Origin of the sequence: Mesorhizobium sp. B2-4-2 (genome assembly GCF_006442845.1) — a bacterium.
Taxonomy (GTDB): domain Bacteria; phylum Pseudomonadota; class Alphaproteobacteria; order Rhizobiales; family Rhizobiaceae; genus Mesorhizobium.
In genome coordinates, this window is the sequence record NZ_VFVM01000003.1 from 49,295 (window position 1) to 65,042 (window position 15,748).

Below are 15,748 nucleotides of genomic sequence, written 5' to 3' on the forward strand. Positions count from 1 at the left end.
ATGACCGCTATAGCGTCTTGGAGCACCAAGTCTTGAGCCTCTCAGTCGCACGCGATCGGCAGCGGTTTCGTCTTGCCGGTCAATCTGGCTCCCAGCGTCAGGCTGTTCGGGAAACCGCTCACGAACGTGTTCATCGCGGCAGCGGACATGGGATGGGAGGCAAGGCGTGCCAACAAGGCAGCCACGCGAATGCGGGTTGCAAATTGGCTGTTCCAGCCCTTGGAATAGCGGCGTCCAACAGCAATCCTTGCCGCTCGGTCCCAACGGGCGAACCTAGCCAGTTCATTGGCCAACAACCAGCCTGACTGCAAGGCCATCGAGATCCCTTCAGCGATGATGGGATGGGACTCACCGGCGAGGTTGCCCACCCGAAATATGTCGTTGGCAAAACATGGGCGTATGCCAGGCCGTATGGGACCTGCGGCGAGCCATTCGCCATCGAGCGTGGCATTCACGATCGTGGAGGCGACACGGGGACACGAAGCAAGGATATGCGCATGAACAGCTTGGGCTGCCGACGAGGCGTTGCCTTTTTTGCGTAGCCTGATCAAGGCGTCGCGGCGTATGCAGCACGACAGCGACATCCTGTTCCGGTCGGCCCAGACCATGCCGCCATAGCCGCCCGGAAATGCCAGCAGGGGCATGAGGTCGCGGTCGAGCTCAGCGCCGGTGAAATGAGCCTTGAATCCGAAAAGATCGTGCGGCGCGTTGGTTTTCGGCAGGTTCGTCGGAAGCCTTCCTTGTTCCCACGAGCCATGCGCGGCAATAACGACCGGCGCAACGAGAACTCCCTGATCGTGCTTGCTTTCGATCCGAACCATAGCGTTGTCACCATCGGTGGTGATCTCCGCCGCCCGCCAAGGCTGGAACACGTCGGCTCCGGCATCGCGAGCCGCATCCAAAAGCATGCCATCCAGAACGTCGCGCCCGAGCGCGCGTCCAAATGCATCTCCCGCGGCCCGCGGCATGCCCGCATCCGTGCCGGGACCCGATGCAAAAAGTGCAACCCGCTTGACCTCCGGACCGGCTTTGGCGCGAACCGCGGCGCCTCCGCCCAATCTATCCAATAGATCCAGATTGACCGCGGACATGTATTCCCCGCAAACTTTGCGGCGCGGGAATTCACTTCGCTCGACGATGGCAACGGCGCGCCCCTGGCCGCTCAAAGCCAAGGCCACCGAAGAACCACTTGGCCCGGCGCCTATGACGATGGCGTCGTACATCATGGCAAACCTTCCGAAGCGCGGTCGACGGCAAGGAAGGCATGGGTAAACGGTCCAATTCTGCGTTCTGCACACTGGCGCCTGAAATCCGGGGGCCATAGGCTGGAAAGCTCATGACCCGCAAAACCGGCGCGGACGCTTGCCGGCGCATCGTGCAAAGTCACCTCGTTCGCGCCAATGATATGCAGAAGCGAGCAGGCTCTTAAGGCAATGGCGTTTCGGCTCGGCTCGGTGGCGAGAAACACTGGCGCCAGAGGGCGAATCGCCAAAAACAGGCGTTTCAGGGCTGCGTCCGGAAAATGGTGCAGAAACAAGTTGGCCGATACCACATCGAAGGCGCCTGCTCGGGGGCTTTCGATCCATTCGAAGACATCATCGATGATGATTTCGACCCGCCAACCAAGTGCATAGAAATCAGCGAACCGCCTGTCCGAAATGAGGTTGAACTGGTCAAGCATGACCAGGTCGACATCTGTCCAGCGCCGGGCGAGGCGCTTTGCGACGGAAAGCATGAATGCTCCATCGCCGGAACCAATTTCCAAAAATCTGGTCGGGCTTTTGCGCACGCTTGCCTTCAACAGGCTGGCCATGATCGCGCTCTGAAACATCAGTGCGTTTATCCAGGCGAGATCACGCCGCGAACCGACGGCCCTTGGATCGTCGGGAGGCAAATTGTCGAGCAGTTCCCGCTCGATCCGACGATGGTCGAGATCATTGACCATTCAGGTATCGCCGGCTGTGTGGAACATCATCGTCTCGGTCGTCAGGCCAGGTCCGAATGCCATGGCACAACCCACACGGTCTTCCTTTGTGGCCTCGCGCAGCATTCGCTCGAGTACGAACATGACGGTAGCAGAGGACATGTTTCCGTTTTCACGAAGGACCTCGCGGGAGGTCGACAACGCATCGGAACGGAGATTCAGCGCGCGCTCCACTGCGTCGAGAACGGAGCGGCCGCCCGGGTGGACGGCCCAAAGGTCGACGTCTGAAACGCTCCTGTTTCCCAGAATGCTGCCTATGTCTGTGCCGAGTGCATGGTGGATTGCGGCGGGAACCTCTCCCGACAACACCATGTCGAAACCGTCGTCGTGTATGTTCCAGGTCATGAGGTCGCGGCTGCCGCCATCGACGAGCGCGTGAAAACTATCCAGTCCTATGCCAAAAGGACTGGCGCTTACCGACGCAGCCGAGCAGCCATCGCCCCACAGGCAGAACGAGAGCAGCTTTTCAAGGTCGGAGGTCTCCTTGAGGTGAAGCGTACAGAGTTCGATGCTGACCACCAGAACCCGGGCCTCGGGTTCCGACCGGATGATGTGTCGTGCCTGCTTGAGTGCGTTGATCGCTGCATAGCAACCCATGAAGCCGAGGATTGTGCGCTCGATGGAGGTCGGCAGGTTGCACCGGGCAATTATTTCCAGATCCAGGCCGGGGGCGGAAAACCCCGTGCAGGTGGTGACGATCAAATGTGTGATACGGCTCCTGTCCTGACCATGAAGGAGCTTCTCCACGGCCTGTTCAGCCAGAGCGGGCGCTGTGGCCGCGAACATCTCCATGCGCTTTGCCGTGCCTGGAAACGCGCCGCGTTTGAAAACACCCTCCAAATCGACACTTGGGCCTTCAGGATCATCGGCGGGCGCAAAGCACGAATAACGATGCTCTATTCCGCATCTGTCCGCCATGCGATCAAAGATCGCCCGGCGACGGGGATTTGCCGTCAACTGGGAACCGGCAAATTGAAGAAAGAAGCGGTGAACGCCATTCTCCGGAACGGCTGCCGCAATCCGGTTGATGAAAGCTTGAGCGGGCATCTTTTCCTCGGCCTACAGCTTTAGGCTGGTGTACCGCGGGCGGTGACTACGAACCCGACCGGGTCGGGACCAGCCCCTGAGAGGTGGTAAACACTCTCATAAACGTTCGGGACAGATGAAAGCTTCCCTCGTCCTCGACGATTTCCAAGGTGCCGGCCAATGGCGGCACCAAGCGCAATTGGAGGCATCCTCGCTGTCGGCGGCGCAGGCGGGCGAGCGTCGAATGTGGCACCGTACCGCAACGGATGCCGCATTCGCATCAGGATGGATGGCATCGCGGCCGCCATATAGCCAGACGAGTCATCCATTCCTTGACCGGCCAAGGCCTGGCCAGTCGACCGCGATCTCGGGTGGACCGGCGGCTTCCCCGGACCACCAGGGGTATTGTTTAAGGCGGCCTAGCCATCATGGCGGCGGGGACAAACCGCTGTCGAATGGCGGTGCGCGGAGATACCCTATTTGCCGTTTTTGGCCCCGCCGATCTCCTTGTCCCACTTCTCGAACATGGCAACCAGCGGTTTGGCGTCGAGCGGCGGTTCGATCGGGTTGTCGGCGATCATCGCGGCATATTCGGGCCGGCCGAAACGCTTGATCGTGTCCTGGCTGTCCTGCGGCGCCATCTCTATCGGCACGTCCCTGATCGACGGGCCGGGGTACATGTAGCCGTGATCGTACATGAATGCCTGCTGCTCGGGCTCAAGGATGAAGGCGATCAGTTGCAGGAGAACGCCGAGCTTTTCGTCGGAAACGCCCTTTGGGATAGCCACATAGTTGGCGTCGCTGACCCAGTGGAAGCCCTTCAGGGTCGCAATCTTGTAGTCTTCGGGAACGATGCCGAGATAGCGCGGATTGATGTCCCATCCGGTGGTCGTGACGATGATGTCGCGCGTGCCGTCACCCAGTTCCTTCATGGTGACGGTCGTGCCGGAGGGATAATAGTCGATGCAGTCGTTCAGTTCCTTGAGATAGGCCCAGGTCTTCTCCCAGCCGTCGATAGGATCCAGCGGATCCTTGTCGCCGAGCAGGTAGGGAAGGCCCATGACGAAGGTTCGGCCGGGGCCGGAATTCGCCGGGCGCGCATACATGAACTTTCCCGGATGCGCCTTGCACCAGGCAAGCAACTCTTCAGCGGTCCCAGGAAGGTCCTTGACCCGATCCGGCGCATATTCCAGGAGCGGGCCTGACGGATACCAGCTATCGACGAAGGCTTGGCCCTTCGCCATCTGCTGCATGGCATAGGCGCCCGGTAGGTAGCGCTCGTCGAGCTTGGGGAACATATCGGCGTAGTCGGGCAGGATCTGGGTCCACAATCCCTGGTCGATGCCCGCGGCAAGGGCGTCGTTACCGGTGAGCACGAAATCGATGTCCAACCGGCCTGCCGCCTGCTGGGCCTTGAGCTTGGCGGCAAGTTCGGGCGCGGGCGCCTGCGTGTAAACGAACTTCGAAATCAGTTCCGGATGGGTCTCGGCGAACTTTTCAAGCGCCCGCTGGCTGAGTTGCAGGTCGCCGGCAACGTCGACCACATTGATGACCAGCGGTTCCTTCGGCTTCGGGAACTCCTTGGCAAGCACGAAAACCGGCCTTGCCGCCGCGGCAACGCCAGCACCCAGGATCGTTAGAAGGGCATTGCGTCGGGTTGTCATTGGTGTCTCCTCCCTTTCTAGGTTGCGTGGACGGTTATTCGCCCACGGTGTCCGGCACTTCGCGAAGCAGAGCAGCCGATTGCGGATCGAGAAACAGGTGGCAGTCGGCATGCCTGCGCAAGATACCGGCCGGCACCATCGGCGAGATCGGCGCTTCGACCGTGTCGCGCACCGCCTCGGCCTTGCGGCGGTCCGGCACCGCCAGCACGATCAGACCGCTTTTCATGATCTGGTTGACGGTCATGGAGATCGCCCTGTGCGGGACGTCTTCCAGCGTCGGAAACCAGCCTTCGCCGAACTGCTGGCGGCGGCAGCGGTCGTCCAGCGTTACCAGGTGGAACGGTGCGGTCGTCTCGAAGTCCGCGGGCGGATCGTTGAAGGCGAGGTGGCCGTTCTCGCCGATGCCCGCGAAGGTCACATCGATGGGGTGACGCGCAATCAACGCATTGATGCGCGCCACCTCGGCACCTGGATCCGGCACGTCCCCGTCGATGAAATGAAAGGCCCCGAACGACGGCAGCAACGCGGTGAAGCGCTCCTTGAGATAGCGCCGAAAACTGGCCGGATGCGTATCCGGCATGGCGACATATTCATCGAGGTGAAAGCCGGTGACGCGCGACCAGTCGATGTCATCCCGCTCCACCAGCGCGGCAAGTACCTCGAACTGGCTGGCTCCGGTGGCGACGACGATATTGGCCGCGCCGCGCGCCTCGATCGCGGCGCGGATCGACTGCGCCCCCAGTTCAGCGGCAGCGGCGCCCAGCAGCTTTTTGTCCGGTTTCACGTAAATTCGCATGATCACTCCGTGGTTGTAAGTCGATCGAGCCCCGCCGTGGCTCGCTGCGAGCACGGGGCCTGGGTTGTCGCCCTGATGACGAATTCGGTGACGAGATTGATGCGCTTGTGAGCGAGCGGCTTGCCTTGCAGCATAGCGACGAGAAGCTCGACCGCCTGCCTGCCGGCCTCCGCGCAATGGGTTGCGATGGACGTCAGGGGCGGGAAAAGGGTCGGCGCCAGTATGCCGTCGCAGCCGATCACGCTGTAGTCGCCCGGCACCGACAGGCCGCGCGCGGCAAGCCCGGCCATGATGCCTTGCGCCATGACATCGTCGAATGCGAGTACGGCGGTCGCGGCCGTCAGGACGAGTTCATCGACGCAGGCCTGGCCGGCCTCGAAGCTTGGCCGCGAGGTCGGAACCCGTACAATCTCAACCCCAAGCTCGGCGGCCCTCCTGGTCACGGTGCCGTAGCGCTGGCTGTTCGACCAGGAGAATGCCGGCCCGGAAACATAGGCGATCGATCTATGGCCCAGCGAAACCAGATGCTCCAGCGCCTGCCCATAGCTTGGCCCGCTATCGACCAGAAGCCGTACCATGCCGGGAATGTCGCGGTTGACGAGGACGCAAGGCCGCCTCCGCGCATGTTCAAGGATCTGTTTCGTGTGCAGGCGCGAAGAGGCGATGATGAAACCTTCTACCTGCGCCGACAGCTTGGTCAGGAGAATGTCTTCCACTTCCGGCGTCTCGTCAGAATCGCCGATAAATGTCGCATAGCCACAGTCGCGGGCCGTCGCCTGCCCCCCACGCATCAACGCCGCGAAGAACGGGTTGGTGATGTCGGGCACGATCAGCGCGATATTGCCCATCCGGCCGGTGCTTAGTGCGCGCGCGGCATGGTTGGGGACATAGCCGAGTCTTGCGGCGACCGAGTGAACCCGCGCGACCGTCTCGCGACTGAGAAGCTCCGGCCGGCTGAAAGCACGCGAAACCGTAGCCGAAGAGACGTTGGCTGCGTCCGCCACCTCGCTCAGCGTCGGTGCTGAAGATGAATTGTTCCGCCTTCGGTCAGGCATGCGCGCCCCTAATGCAAGCGCTTGCATGAAAGCGCTTGCACGAAGTCGTGTCAAGGATTGATTGGCCTAGAACAGGTCGGATAATCGGACTGTCCCCCGAGGCAGTCCTCCACAGGCGGAAACCGACCTAATGCCGATCGACGTCAGGGATAGGGCAGGATCGGCGCAGGCGGACCGAAGCCGCGCCGATCACGGTAGGCATTGCCGCGCTGTCAACCCTTCGACTGGAGCGCGTGGATCACGCCGCGCAGTTCCGCCAGACCGCGCAGGCGACCTATCGCCGGATAGCCGGGATTCACCGTTTTTGTGAGATCATCCAGCATGCGGTGGCCGTGGTCGGAGCGGAAGACGATGGTGTCGTGCGGTTCCCGTTTGCCGTCTTCGGCCAACAATTCGCGCAGTACCGCAACCATGTCCACGTCGCCGTCCAGATGCGCCGCTTCATGGAAGGTGCGGCCATCGCCTTCGCGCTTGGTCGCCCGCAAATGTGCGAAGGGGATGCGCGACGCGAAGTGCTTCGCCATCGCCGGAAGATCGTTGTCGGCGCGCACGCCAAGGCTTCCGGTGCAAAAGCACATGCCGACGGCCGGCGACGGAACTGCCTCGAAGAGCGCGTTGTAGTCGGCGGCGGTCGAGGCCACCCGCGGCAGACCAAAGAGCGAGCGGGGCGGATCGTCCGGATGCAGCGCAAGCCGGACGCCGCTGCTCTCTGCGGCGGGCGCGATCGCCGCCAGGAATTCGGTGAGATGGTGGCGCAGCCGGGCGGCATCGATGCCCGCATAACGCGCCAGCCGGTCGCGAAACTGCGGGACCGTCAACGGCTCCGTGGTCGAGCCCGGCAGCGCACTGGCGATGTTGGCGACGAGGGTCGCGGCCTCCTCTTCGCTCATCGCCTCGAAAACAGCTTTCGCCCGCTCGCGGTCCTCGTTCGAATAATCGGCTTCGGCTCCCCTGCGCTGCAGGATGTGGAGGTCGAAGGCTGCAAACCGGTCCTGGTCGAAACGCATCGCGGTCGCGCCGCTTGGCAGTTCGTAATCGAGATCGGTGCGGGTCCAGTCCACCAGGGGCATGAAATTGAAACAGATGATATGGATGCCGTTGGCCGCAACCGCTTCCATGCTGGCGATCCAGGCCTCGATCTCGGCTTTCGCCTCGCCGCCGTGACGCTTGACAGCGTCGGGGACCGGTATGCTTTCAACGACCGACCAGACAAGCGGCGAGCGGTCGGACGGCGTATCCTCGATCATCGCCTTGCGCGTCGCCACCTCCGCCTTCGTCCAGGCACGCCCGATCGGGACTTCGTGCAACGCCGATACGATATCGGTGGCGCCGGCCTGACGCACGGCATCGAGCGGAACCCCCGCATCCGGCCCAAACCATCTCCATGCCTCGCGCATTCGTCATTTCTCCAACTATTTCAGGGCTGGTCGGCTCAAATAAACCAGTCGGGGTAGGCGTCGCGCAGTTGCTCGACATCGGGAATGACAGCGCCCAGGTGGATTCGCATGGCCTCGCAGGCAGCCTTCACGTCATGCGCCCCTATAGCGTTGCGGATGACCGTATGCTCGCCAATCACATGGTCCATGCGGCCGAGCGCGGGCAGCGTCATGCGTCGCGCCCGGTCGATCTGCACCTTGACCGGCTTCAGATAGTTCCAGATGCCGGAATAGCTGGCTATTCGGGCAATCGCCTCGTGAAAGGCCTCGTCGGCCTCGTGAAATCCGTTCATGTCCTGTCGTTCGGCAAGGAACCGCTGCCGCGCCAATATGTCGTCGAGCTTTCCCACATCGTCGCCGTTTGCGCATTGCGCGGCCTTTTCGACCGTGGCGCCTTCCAGCGCCTTACGGATGACGACGGCTTCGGGAATGAGCGAGATCGGTATCGGCGCGACGAAGGTTCCCGACTGAGGATAGATATTGACCAGCCCGTCTTCGACTAGGCGAATCAACGCCTCGCGCACCGGCGTGCGGCTGACACCGAAACGCTCGGTCAGCACCTTTTCATTCAAGGCGTTGCCGGGCTTAAGCTGCATGGATACGATCGCCTCGTGCAGTTCGCGGTATACTGCGGACGCAGCCGTCGTACGCACGATGCCCGGCCGACGCATCTTCGTTCGAACGGAGACGGCGTTGCGGTCGGAGCCCGCAATGCCCGCATGCGCCTTTGCTGATGTCATTTCTCGATCCCCGATCTTCAATCAGTTGACATATTAATATATTATTCCTTACTGTTCGCCAATATCGGAACGCCGCTTCATCCCAAATTATGATCGCGCGCATTCAATCGCCCCTCCCTTCCGAACGCCGCTTTCGCGGCTCGACCGCAAGGATTTTGCAATGCCGCTCCATCCCGACAGGCTTTTTTCGCCTGACCCTACCGTCCGTTCCATCGCCAGGCGCCTCTATGAAGGCGTGCGTGCCTTGCCGATCATCTCCCCGCACGGCCATACCGAGCCGGATTGGTATGCGTATGACCTGCCGTTCCCGGATCCGGCCACGCTGTTCGTCAAGCCCGACCACTACATTTTGCGCATGTTCTATTCCCAGGGAATGCGCATGGAAGATTTCGGCGTCCCGCGGCTGGATGGGGGGCCGATCGAAACCGATCCTCGCAAGATCTGGCGCCGCTTCGCCGAGAACTACGCCCTTTTCCGCGGCACGCCGACGCTGCTGTGGTTCGAGCATTCGCTGGCAACGGTCTTCGGAATCGAAGAGCGGCTCGGCGCGAAGAATGCCGACCTTCTTTATGACCGCATCGCCGAACAGCTCGAGCGGCCGGAGATGCGCCCGCGCGCGCTCTACAAGCGTTTCAACATCGAAGCCATCTCAACGACGGACGCCGCCACCGATGCGCTTGCCGCGCATGATGCGATCAAGGCTTCCGGATGGGACGGCCGGGTTGTGCCAGCCTACCGGCCAGACGCCGTCGTCGACCCTTCGCGCAAGGGTTTCCATGCCGAGGTGGAGCGGTTCCTGGCGTTGGCCGGAACGCCGGCCAGCTATCCCGGCTATCTTGAGGCGCACCGAATCCGCCGTGCATATTTCAAGCAGCGCGGCGCGACGTCCACCGACCACGGCCATCCGAATGCCCGCACCGCCGACCTATCGAAGGCGGAAGCAACGGCTCTGTTCAACCGGGTGCTGAAGGCCGATGTTTCGCCCGAGGATGCCGACCTGTTCCGCGCGCAAATGCTGACCGAAATGGCGCGCATGAGCGTCGAGGACGGCCTGGTCATGCAAATCCATCCCGGCTCTTTCCGCAACCACAACCCGCAGATTTTCGCCGAGTTCGGCTTCGACAAGGGCGCAGACATTCCCACCGGCACCGATTATGTCCACGACCTCAAGCCGCTCCTCGACGCGTTCGGCAACGACACGCGCCTGACATTGATCCTGTTCACACTGGACGAGACGGCCTATGGGCGCGAGCTTGCGCCGCTTGCCGGGCATTATCCGGCGCTGCGCCTCGGCCCGCCCTGGTGGTTTTTCGACAGCCCCGAAGGCATGTACCGGTTTCGCAAGCTTACCACGGAGACAGCCGGCTTCTATAACACGGTGGGCTTCAACGACGACACCCGTGCCTTCTGTTCGATCCCCGCGCGGCACGACATGGCGCGCCGCGTCGACTGCAATTTTCTCGCGGAATTGGTGGCTGACCACCGGCTCGACGAGGACGAGGCGCAGGAAGTGGCGCACGATCTCGCCTACCGCCTGGCCAAGAAAGCCTATAGGCTCTGACCATGGCGCAGCGGCTTTCCAATCGGACCTGGGTGACCTGCCGGCCGGGATCGGGCGCGCGGACCGCAAAGATCGGCTTGGCTGCCCAACTGGCCGCCGTCTTCCTGCGGCTGAAGCAGGTCCTCGGCACCGATCTCCCGGCCGAGCCCATTTCGCAAGCCTGGGAACCGTATTGACCGATCTTTTGAACGACGGCGCCGCAGCCACCGTGGCATGATTGGCGCAGCGGTTCATGCACGGAGCAGAAAGCGGTTGTTTTTGATGACTGGTAGATTAATATATCAAAATTGAAATCCTGCCGGACAAGACAGGACCAGCGGAGGAGATGAAGATGATCAAGATCACTCGGCGACAGGCGGTCGGCGGATTAGCCGGCATGGCGGCGCTTCCGGTTGCGCGCGCGTTTGCCCAGACCGCCAAGCTGCCGACCGCGCCCGTCACCATCAATATCGTCGATGTCGCCGGCAATCTGGCGCTAACCCAGAAGGCGATCGAGAATTACAAGACGGCCAAGCCGGAACTGATCTCGAACATTGTCTTCACCAAGGCGCCCGCCCCCGAGCTTCCCGGCAAGATCAAGGCGCAGCAGGCGGCGAACCGCGTCGATATCGACCTCGTGCTTACCGGAACGGATGCGCTGTCGGCAGGGCTCGAGATGGACCTGTGGGTCAAGCTGCTTCCTGATGATTCGAGCGCCTTGCCGAAGCTGGCCGATATCTATCAGGAGCCGGCAGCGCGCATGCAGACGCTGGCCAAGGACCACGGCGTCGTCGTCACCTACTACCCGTCCGGGCCGCTGCTCGAATACATGCCCGACAAGGTCAAGACAGTGCCGACCACGGCGGAGGAGCTTCTGGCCTGGGCCAAGGAGAACCCGAACCGGTTCCTCTATGCGCGCCCGGCCAATTCCGGCCCCGGCCGTACCTTCCTGATGGGCCTCCCCTATCTGCTCGGCGACAGCGATCCAAAGGATCCGGTCAAGGGCTGGGACAAGACCTGGGCCTATCTCAAGGAACTGCACAAATACATCGAATATTATCCGACCGGCACCGGGGCGCTGATGAAGGAACTCGGCGAAGGCACGCGCGACATGACGGTGTCGACGACGGGCTGGGACATCAACCCGCGCGTTCTCGGCGTCGTGCCGAAGGAAGCCAAGGTTGGGGCGCTGAAAGGCTTCCATTGGGTCGCCGACGCCCATTACATGTGCGTGCCGAAAGGGGTCAGCGACGAAAAACTCGCCGTGCTCAAGGATCTGATGGCATTCCTGCTGACGCCTAAACAGCAGGCCTATACCTATGACGAGGGCTATTTCTATCCGGGCCCGGCGGCCAAGGATGTCACCCTCGACATGGCGCCGCAGGAAAGCCAGAATGCGATCGCCGAATTCGGCCGCACCGAATATGCCGACCTGATCGCCAACAACCCGATCGAACTGCCGCTGGAGCCCGCTTCGATGGTAACGGCATTCCGAATCTGGGACGAACAGGTCGCCGCCGCCGCGAAATGACAAACTTTTGAGTTTCAGCGCATAATAGGAACCGGGCATGCCGCCCGGTTCGCCTACAACAATGGGGCTACGAACGGATGCTGCTCGCCTCGTCGAAATTCGACGAACTCCGCCTCGATCATATGAGTCGAAAATTCGGCAGTATGAGCGCGCTGAGTGACGTTTCGCTGACCGTGCGCAAGGGGGAATTCATCGCCCTGCTCGGACCTTCGGGCTGCGGCAAGTCGACCGCACTGAACTGCATCGCCGGACTGCTTTCCACCACGGGCGGCAGCATCTATCTCGACGACAAGCGCATCGACCAGCTTAAGCCGGAAGACCGCGGCTTCGGCATGGTCTTCCAGAACTATGCGCTGTTCCCGCATATGACCGTCAAAGCCAATATCGGCTTCGGCCTGAAAATGCGCGGCACGCCCAAGGCCGAGATCACGCAGCGCGTCGACGAGGCGCTGGGGCTGGTGCGGCTGGAAACGCAGGGCCACAAGCTGCCGGGTCAACTGTCAGGCGGTCAGCAGCAGCGGGTCGCCATCGCCCGCGCCATCGTCATCGAGCCGCCGCTGGTGCTGATGGACGAGCCGCTCTCCAACCTCGACGCGAAATTGCGCATCGAGATGCGTGCGGAAATCCGGCGCATCCACAACCAGCTCGGGGCCACCACCCTTTATGTGACGCATGACCAGGATGAGGCCTTGTCGCTTGCCGACCGCATAGTCGTGCTGCGCGATGGCCGAATCCGGCAGGTCGGCGCTCCGCGGGACCTCTATGAGAGCCCGGACCATCTCGACGTCGCCGAATTCATGGGCTACCGCAACCGGCTAACCGGCAAGGTCACCCGGCGCGCCGGCGACATTGCCACGGTCGAAGTCGGCGGCGTCAGCCTTTCGGGCAGAGTGCGCGACGATCTCGCGGTTGGCGCGCACGCCGTGATCGCCGCCAGGCCGGACGATGTCACCGTGAGCGACAAGGGCATCGGGACGCTCGATGCGAAGGTCGAAACCATCGAGTATCGCGGCCGGGAATTCGTCGGCACGGCACGCACCGAGGGCGGCCTCGAGCTGATTTTCCATGCCAGCCAGGCCGCGTCGGTCGGGAACACGGTTTCGCTCTCGATCGATTCTGCCCATGCCCTGATCTACGCGGCCTGAGGATGGCGATGTCGACGCTCGATCATACGCCCTCTCCTTCTCTGCGCCAGCGGCTGGCCTTGCACGGGATCGACGGCGTCACCCTTCTGGTGCTTCCGGCCGCCTTGTTTACGCTGGCGATCTTCGTCTATCCCTTTGTCTACGGCCTGCTCCTGTCCTTCCAGCCGAAGGAAGGGGGGCTCCTCGCCAACTACCAGCGTTTCTTCTCCGACCCGTTCCTTTACAACACCATTGCCACAACGCTGTGGCTGGCGGTGCCGGTCACCGTTATCAGCCTGGCGCTGGCGCTGCCCATCGCCTTTCGCGTTCGCCTGATGACGCACCAGCGTATGCTGACCACCATCCTCGTGCTGCCGGTAACGCTCGGCACGGTGCTGGTGGCGGAAGGCCTGCTCAACTATCTGGGACCGCAGGGCTGGTTCAGCCGCACGCTGATGTTGTTCGGCGTCATCAGCAGTCCCGTGAAACTCACCAACAATTACTGGGGTGTTTTCGCGTCGCTGATCATCACCGGTTTCCCGTTCACGTTCCTTTTGACGCTTTCCTATGTGACAGGCATCGATCCGGCACTGGAACAGGCAGCGGCGACCCACGGCGCGCGCTCCTGGCAGCGGTTCCGCTATGTGTTCCTGCCGCTGCTGATCCCCGGCCTGGCCATCGCCTTCCTGCTTTCATTCGTACAGGCCTTCGCCGTCTTCCCGTCGGCGGTTCTGCTCGGTGCGCCGGCCGGGCCGACCCGGGTCATCTCGATTGCAGCCTACCAGGCCGCCTTCGAGCAATATGACTACTCGATGGCCTCGGCAATCGCGATGATCATGGCCGGTGTGCAGTTGGTCATCGTCGTCGCCATCCTGATGCTGCGCAACCTGTTCTATCGTGGCAGCACCGCAGGCGGAAAGGGCTGACATGATCCGCGACACAACCATCGCCGCCAAGCTCTGGATCACCGCCATCTGGGTGGTGGTGGGTTTCTTCGTACTCAACCTCGCGGCGATGATTGCCACGGTCATCCTGTCGTCCTTCGGCACGCGCTGGCTGGGCACATGGATTCCTGCCGGCTTCACCACCCGCTGGTATTTCGCCGCCTGGGCGGAGTTCCAGCTCCACGATATCCTGATCGTAACCTTCCAGATCGCCTTCACCGTGGTCGCGCTTTCAGGCCTGCTCGGCGTGACGGCGGCCTATGCGCTGGCGCGGCGCGATTTTCCCGGCAAGAAGCTGGTCATGCTTCTGTTCCTGCTGCCGCTTCTGGTCCCGCCGATCACCTTCGGCATTCCGCTGGCTACCGTGCTCTACCAATCGGGGGTCGGTGGCACCTTCTGGGGCGTGGTGCTGGCCAATCTCGTGCCGACGGTTCCTTTCGTCATCCTGGTGATGATCCCCTTCATCGAGCAGATCGATCCCAAGATCGAGGCGGCCGCGCGTGTCTTCGGCGCCAACACGTTCCAGCTCTTTCTCCATGTTCTGCTGCCGATGCTGATGCCGGGCATCTTGGCGGCGCTGCTGCTGGTGCTGGTGCGTACCATCGGCATGTTCGAACTGACCTTCCTGACAGCCGGGCCGACCAGCCAGACGCTCGTCGTGGCGCTGTACTATTCGGTCTTTGCCTCGGGCGTTCGCGCGGTGCAGTCGATCGACGCGATGGCGGTGGTGTATATGATAACGACGCTGGTCTGGCTGCTGATCGCATTGCGCTTCGTCAATCCGACGCAGATTGTAGCGCGGGCAAAGCAGCAGCCCGCCTCCGCCTGAAACAGGCTTTTCTTTCCGCCGCATGATGGCGGCGGAAAGCCACTCTCTGCAGGAATCCTGGAGCGTTCGAGAAGGAAGCTCTTATACGGGTTGGTTGCTGGCCGGATCCGCACGGATGAGGGCTGCGATCAGGCGCTGTGTCTGGAGCGCCTCCTCACCCGTCACGACCGGATCGCGGTCTTGCGAAATCGCATCGGCGAAATCGTCAATCAGCGCACGATGCGCGTCATGGGGGAAGTCCATGATGGCTGCGCCGCTGCCTGTCTTCCCCTCCGCCTCGACGCGCTCTTCGCGCCCGTCGAGCCAGCCGACGCTCAGCGCACCGCCGGTCAGCGTGGCCGCGCCGAGCGAGCCGACAAGCTCCATGGTTTCAGGCGAGCCCGGATAGGCCGCCGTCGTGGCGAGCAGCGAGGCCGGCGAGCCGTTGCCGAGCCGCATCAGGGCGGTGACGTAATCCTCAGCCTCCATCCGGTGCAGGCCGGTCGTCCGCACCTGCGAAGCCACCACCTCGATCTCTCCCAGCAGAGAGCGGAAAAGGTCGATGGCGTGGATGGCCTGCGACAACAGCACGCCGCCCCCGTCCCGCGCGAAGCTGCCGCGGCCGCCGGTGTCGTAGTAGGCCTGCGGCCGCCACCACGGAACCCGAAGGCTGGCCGCCTCCACCGTGCCGATGGCGCCGGAAGCCAGCACCTGGCGCAGCCGCAGGCTGGCCGGCCGGAAACGGTGCTGCAGGACGACGCCGAGGCGCAGGCCGGCCCCGCGGGCCAGCGTGACCAGCTTCTCGGCGCGGGCCAGCGTCGTTTCGAGTGGCTTTTCGACGAGCACGTGCTTGCCGGCGGCAAGGGCCAGCTCGGCCACCGCCAGATGTGCGTTGGCCGGCGTCAGCACCAGCACCGCCTGAACTTCGGGATCGGCAATCGCGGCCGCAATATCGGTCGTCACGGGAAAGGAAAACTGGTCGGCAAAGGCTTCTGCCGTCGCCTGGCTGCGGCTGGCCGCCCATTTCACCTCGATCCTGCCAGCAAGATCGACGAGGCTCTTCGCATGCGGCAACGCCGCCGGACCCAAGCCGATCATGG

General features: G+C 62.6%; 15 protein-coding genes. 6 read left to right on the forward strand and 9 right to left on the reverse strand.

Translation table 11 applies throughout. From position 1 onward, the window contains the following. Positions 1-41 precede the first annotated feature (41 nt). From FJ942_RS07295 to FJ942_RS07330, 8 genes are all read right to left on the reverse strand, one after another. Entirely contained in the window at positions 42-1,226 is a 1,185-nt protein-coding gene (locus tag FJ942_RS07295) for an FAD-dependent monooxygenase (RefSeq protein ID WP_140672073.1), read from the reverse strand. Beyond that, the gene (locus FJ942_RS07300) at positions 1,223-1,945 is read right to left on the reverse strand and encodes a class I SAM-dependent methyltransferase (RefSeq protein ID WP_140672075.1); all 723 of its coding nucleotides are present in this window, start codon (positions 1,943-1,945) and stop codon (positions 1,223-1,225) included. Before FJ942_RS07300 ends, FJ942_RS07295 begins: the two co-directional genes overlap by 4 nt. Beyond that, complete coding sequence (locus tag FJ942_RS07305; RefSeq protein ID WP_140513489.1) at positions 1,946-3,031, reverse strand: type III polyketide synthase; 1,086 nt, start codon at positions 3,029-3,031, stop codon at positions 1,946-1,948. A gap of 455 nt (positions 3,032-3,486) precedes the next feature. After that, positions 3,487-4,674 (reverse strand): extracellular solute-binding protein, encoded by a 1,188-nt coding sequence (locus tag FJ942_RS07310; RefSeq protein ID WP_140672076.1) that lies wholly within the window; start codon positions 4,672-4,674, stop codon positions 3,487-3,489. A 34-nt stretch (positions 4,675-4,708) separates the two neighbouring features. Then, entirely contained in the window at positions 4,709-5,470 is a 762-nt protein-coding gene (locus FJ942_RS07315) for a glucosamine-6-phosphate deaminase (protein ID WP_140672078.1), read from the reverse strand. Between the two features lie 2 nt (positions 5,471-5,472). After that, on the reverse strand, positions 5,473-6,525 hold the full coding sequence (locus FJ942_RS07320; protein ID WP_140650349.1) for a LacI family DNA-binding transcriptional regulator: 1,053 nt from the start codon (positions 6,523-6,525) through the stop codon (positions 5,473-5,475). A 212-nt stretch (positions 6,526-6,737) separates the two neighbouring features. After that, positions 6,738-7,922 carry a mannonate dehydratase gene (gene uxuA, locus FJ942_RS07325; protein ID WP_140625465.1) on the reverse strand — a complete coding sequence of 395 codons (1,185 nt, stop codon included), beginning with the start codon at positions 7,920-7,922 and terminating at the stop codon, positions 6,738-6,740. A 35-nt stretch (positions 7,923-7,957) separates the two neighbouring features. Continuing rightward, positions 7,958-8,632 carry a GntR family transcriptional regulator gene (locus FJ942_RS07330; protein ID WP_140672117.1) on the reverse strand — a complete coding sequence of 225 codons (675 nt, stop codon included), beginning with the start codon at positions 8,630-8,632 and terminating at the stop codon, positions 7,958-7,960. A 229-nt stretch (positions 8,633-8,861) separates the two neighbouring features. Here FJ942_RS07330 and uxaC point away from each other — a divergent pair, with 229 nt between their 5' ends. The 6 genes from uxaC to FJ942_RS07355 all read left to right on the forward strand — a co-directional run bounded on the left by uxaC (position 8,862) and on the right by FJ942_RS07355 (position 14,669). Continuing rightward, a complete protein-coding gene (gene uxaC / locus FJ942_RS07335) occupies positions 8,862-10,262 on the forward strand; it encodes a glucuronate isomerase (protein ID WP_140897422.1) in 1,401 nt (466 codons plus the stop codon). A gap of 2 nt (positions 10,263-10,264) precedes the next feature. Continuing rightward, complete coding sequence (locus tag FJ942_RS28455) at positions 10,265-10,438, forward strand: hypothetical protein (RefSeq protein ID WP_181167349.1); 174 nt, start codon at positions 10,265-10,267, stop codon at positions 10,436-10,438. A gap of 158 nt (positions 10,439-10,596) precedes the next feature. Then, positions 10,597-11,772 (forward strand): extracellular solute-binding protein, encoded by a 1,176-nt coding sequence (locus FJ942_RS07340; RefSeq protein WP_140897609.1) that lies wholly within the window; start codon positions 10,597-10,599, stop codon positions 11,770-11,772. Positions 11,773-11,849: 77 nt separating this feature from the next. Continuing rightward, positions 11,850-12,917 carry an ABC transporter ATP-binding protein gene (locus FJ942_RS07345; protein WP_140897423.1) on the forward strand — a complete coding sequence of 356 codons (1,068 nt, stop codon included), beginning with the start codon at positions 11,850-11,852 and terminating at the stop codon, positions 12,915-12,917. Positions 12,918-12,925: 8 nt separating this feature from the next. Further along, complete coding sequence (locus FJ942_RS07350; RefSeq protein WP_140525304.1) at positions 12,926-13,822, forward strand: sugar ABC transporter permease; 897 nt, start codon at positions 12,926-12,928, stop codon at positions 13,820-13,822. A gap of 1 nt (position 13,823) precedes the next feature. Continuing rightward, positions 13,824-14,669: an ABC transporter permease subunit gene (locus tag FJ942_RS07355; RefSeq protein ID WP_140498468.1), complete on the forward strand. Its 846-nt coding sequence runs from the start codon at positions 13,824-13,826 to the stop codon at positions 14,667-14,669. A gap of 81 nt (positions 14,670-14,750) precedes the next feature. On the opposite strand, the gene FJ942_RS07360 is transcribed toward FJ942_RS07355, so the two are convergent. After that, positions 14,751-15,746, reverse strand: coding sequence for a Gfo/Idh/MocA family oxidoreductase (locus FJ942_RS07360; RefSeq protein ID WP_246679739.1), 996 nt, complete (start codon positions 15,744-15,746; stop codon positions 14,751-14,753). Positions 15,747-15,748 lie beyond the last annotated feature (2 nt).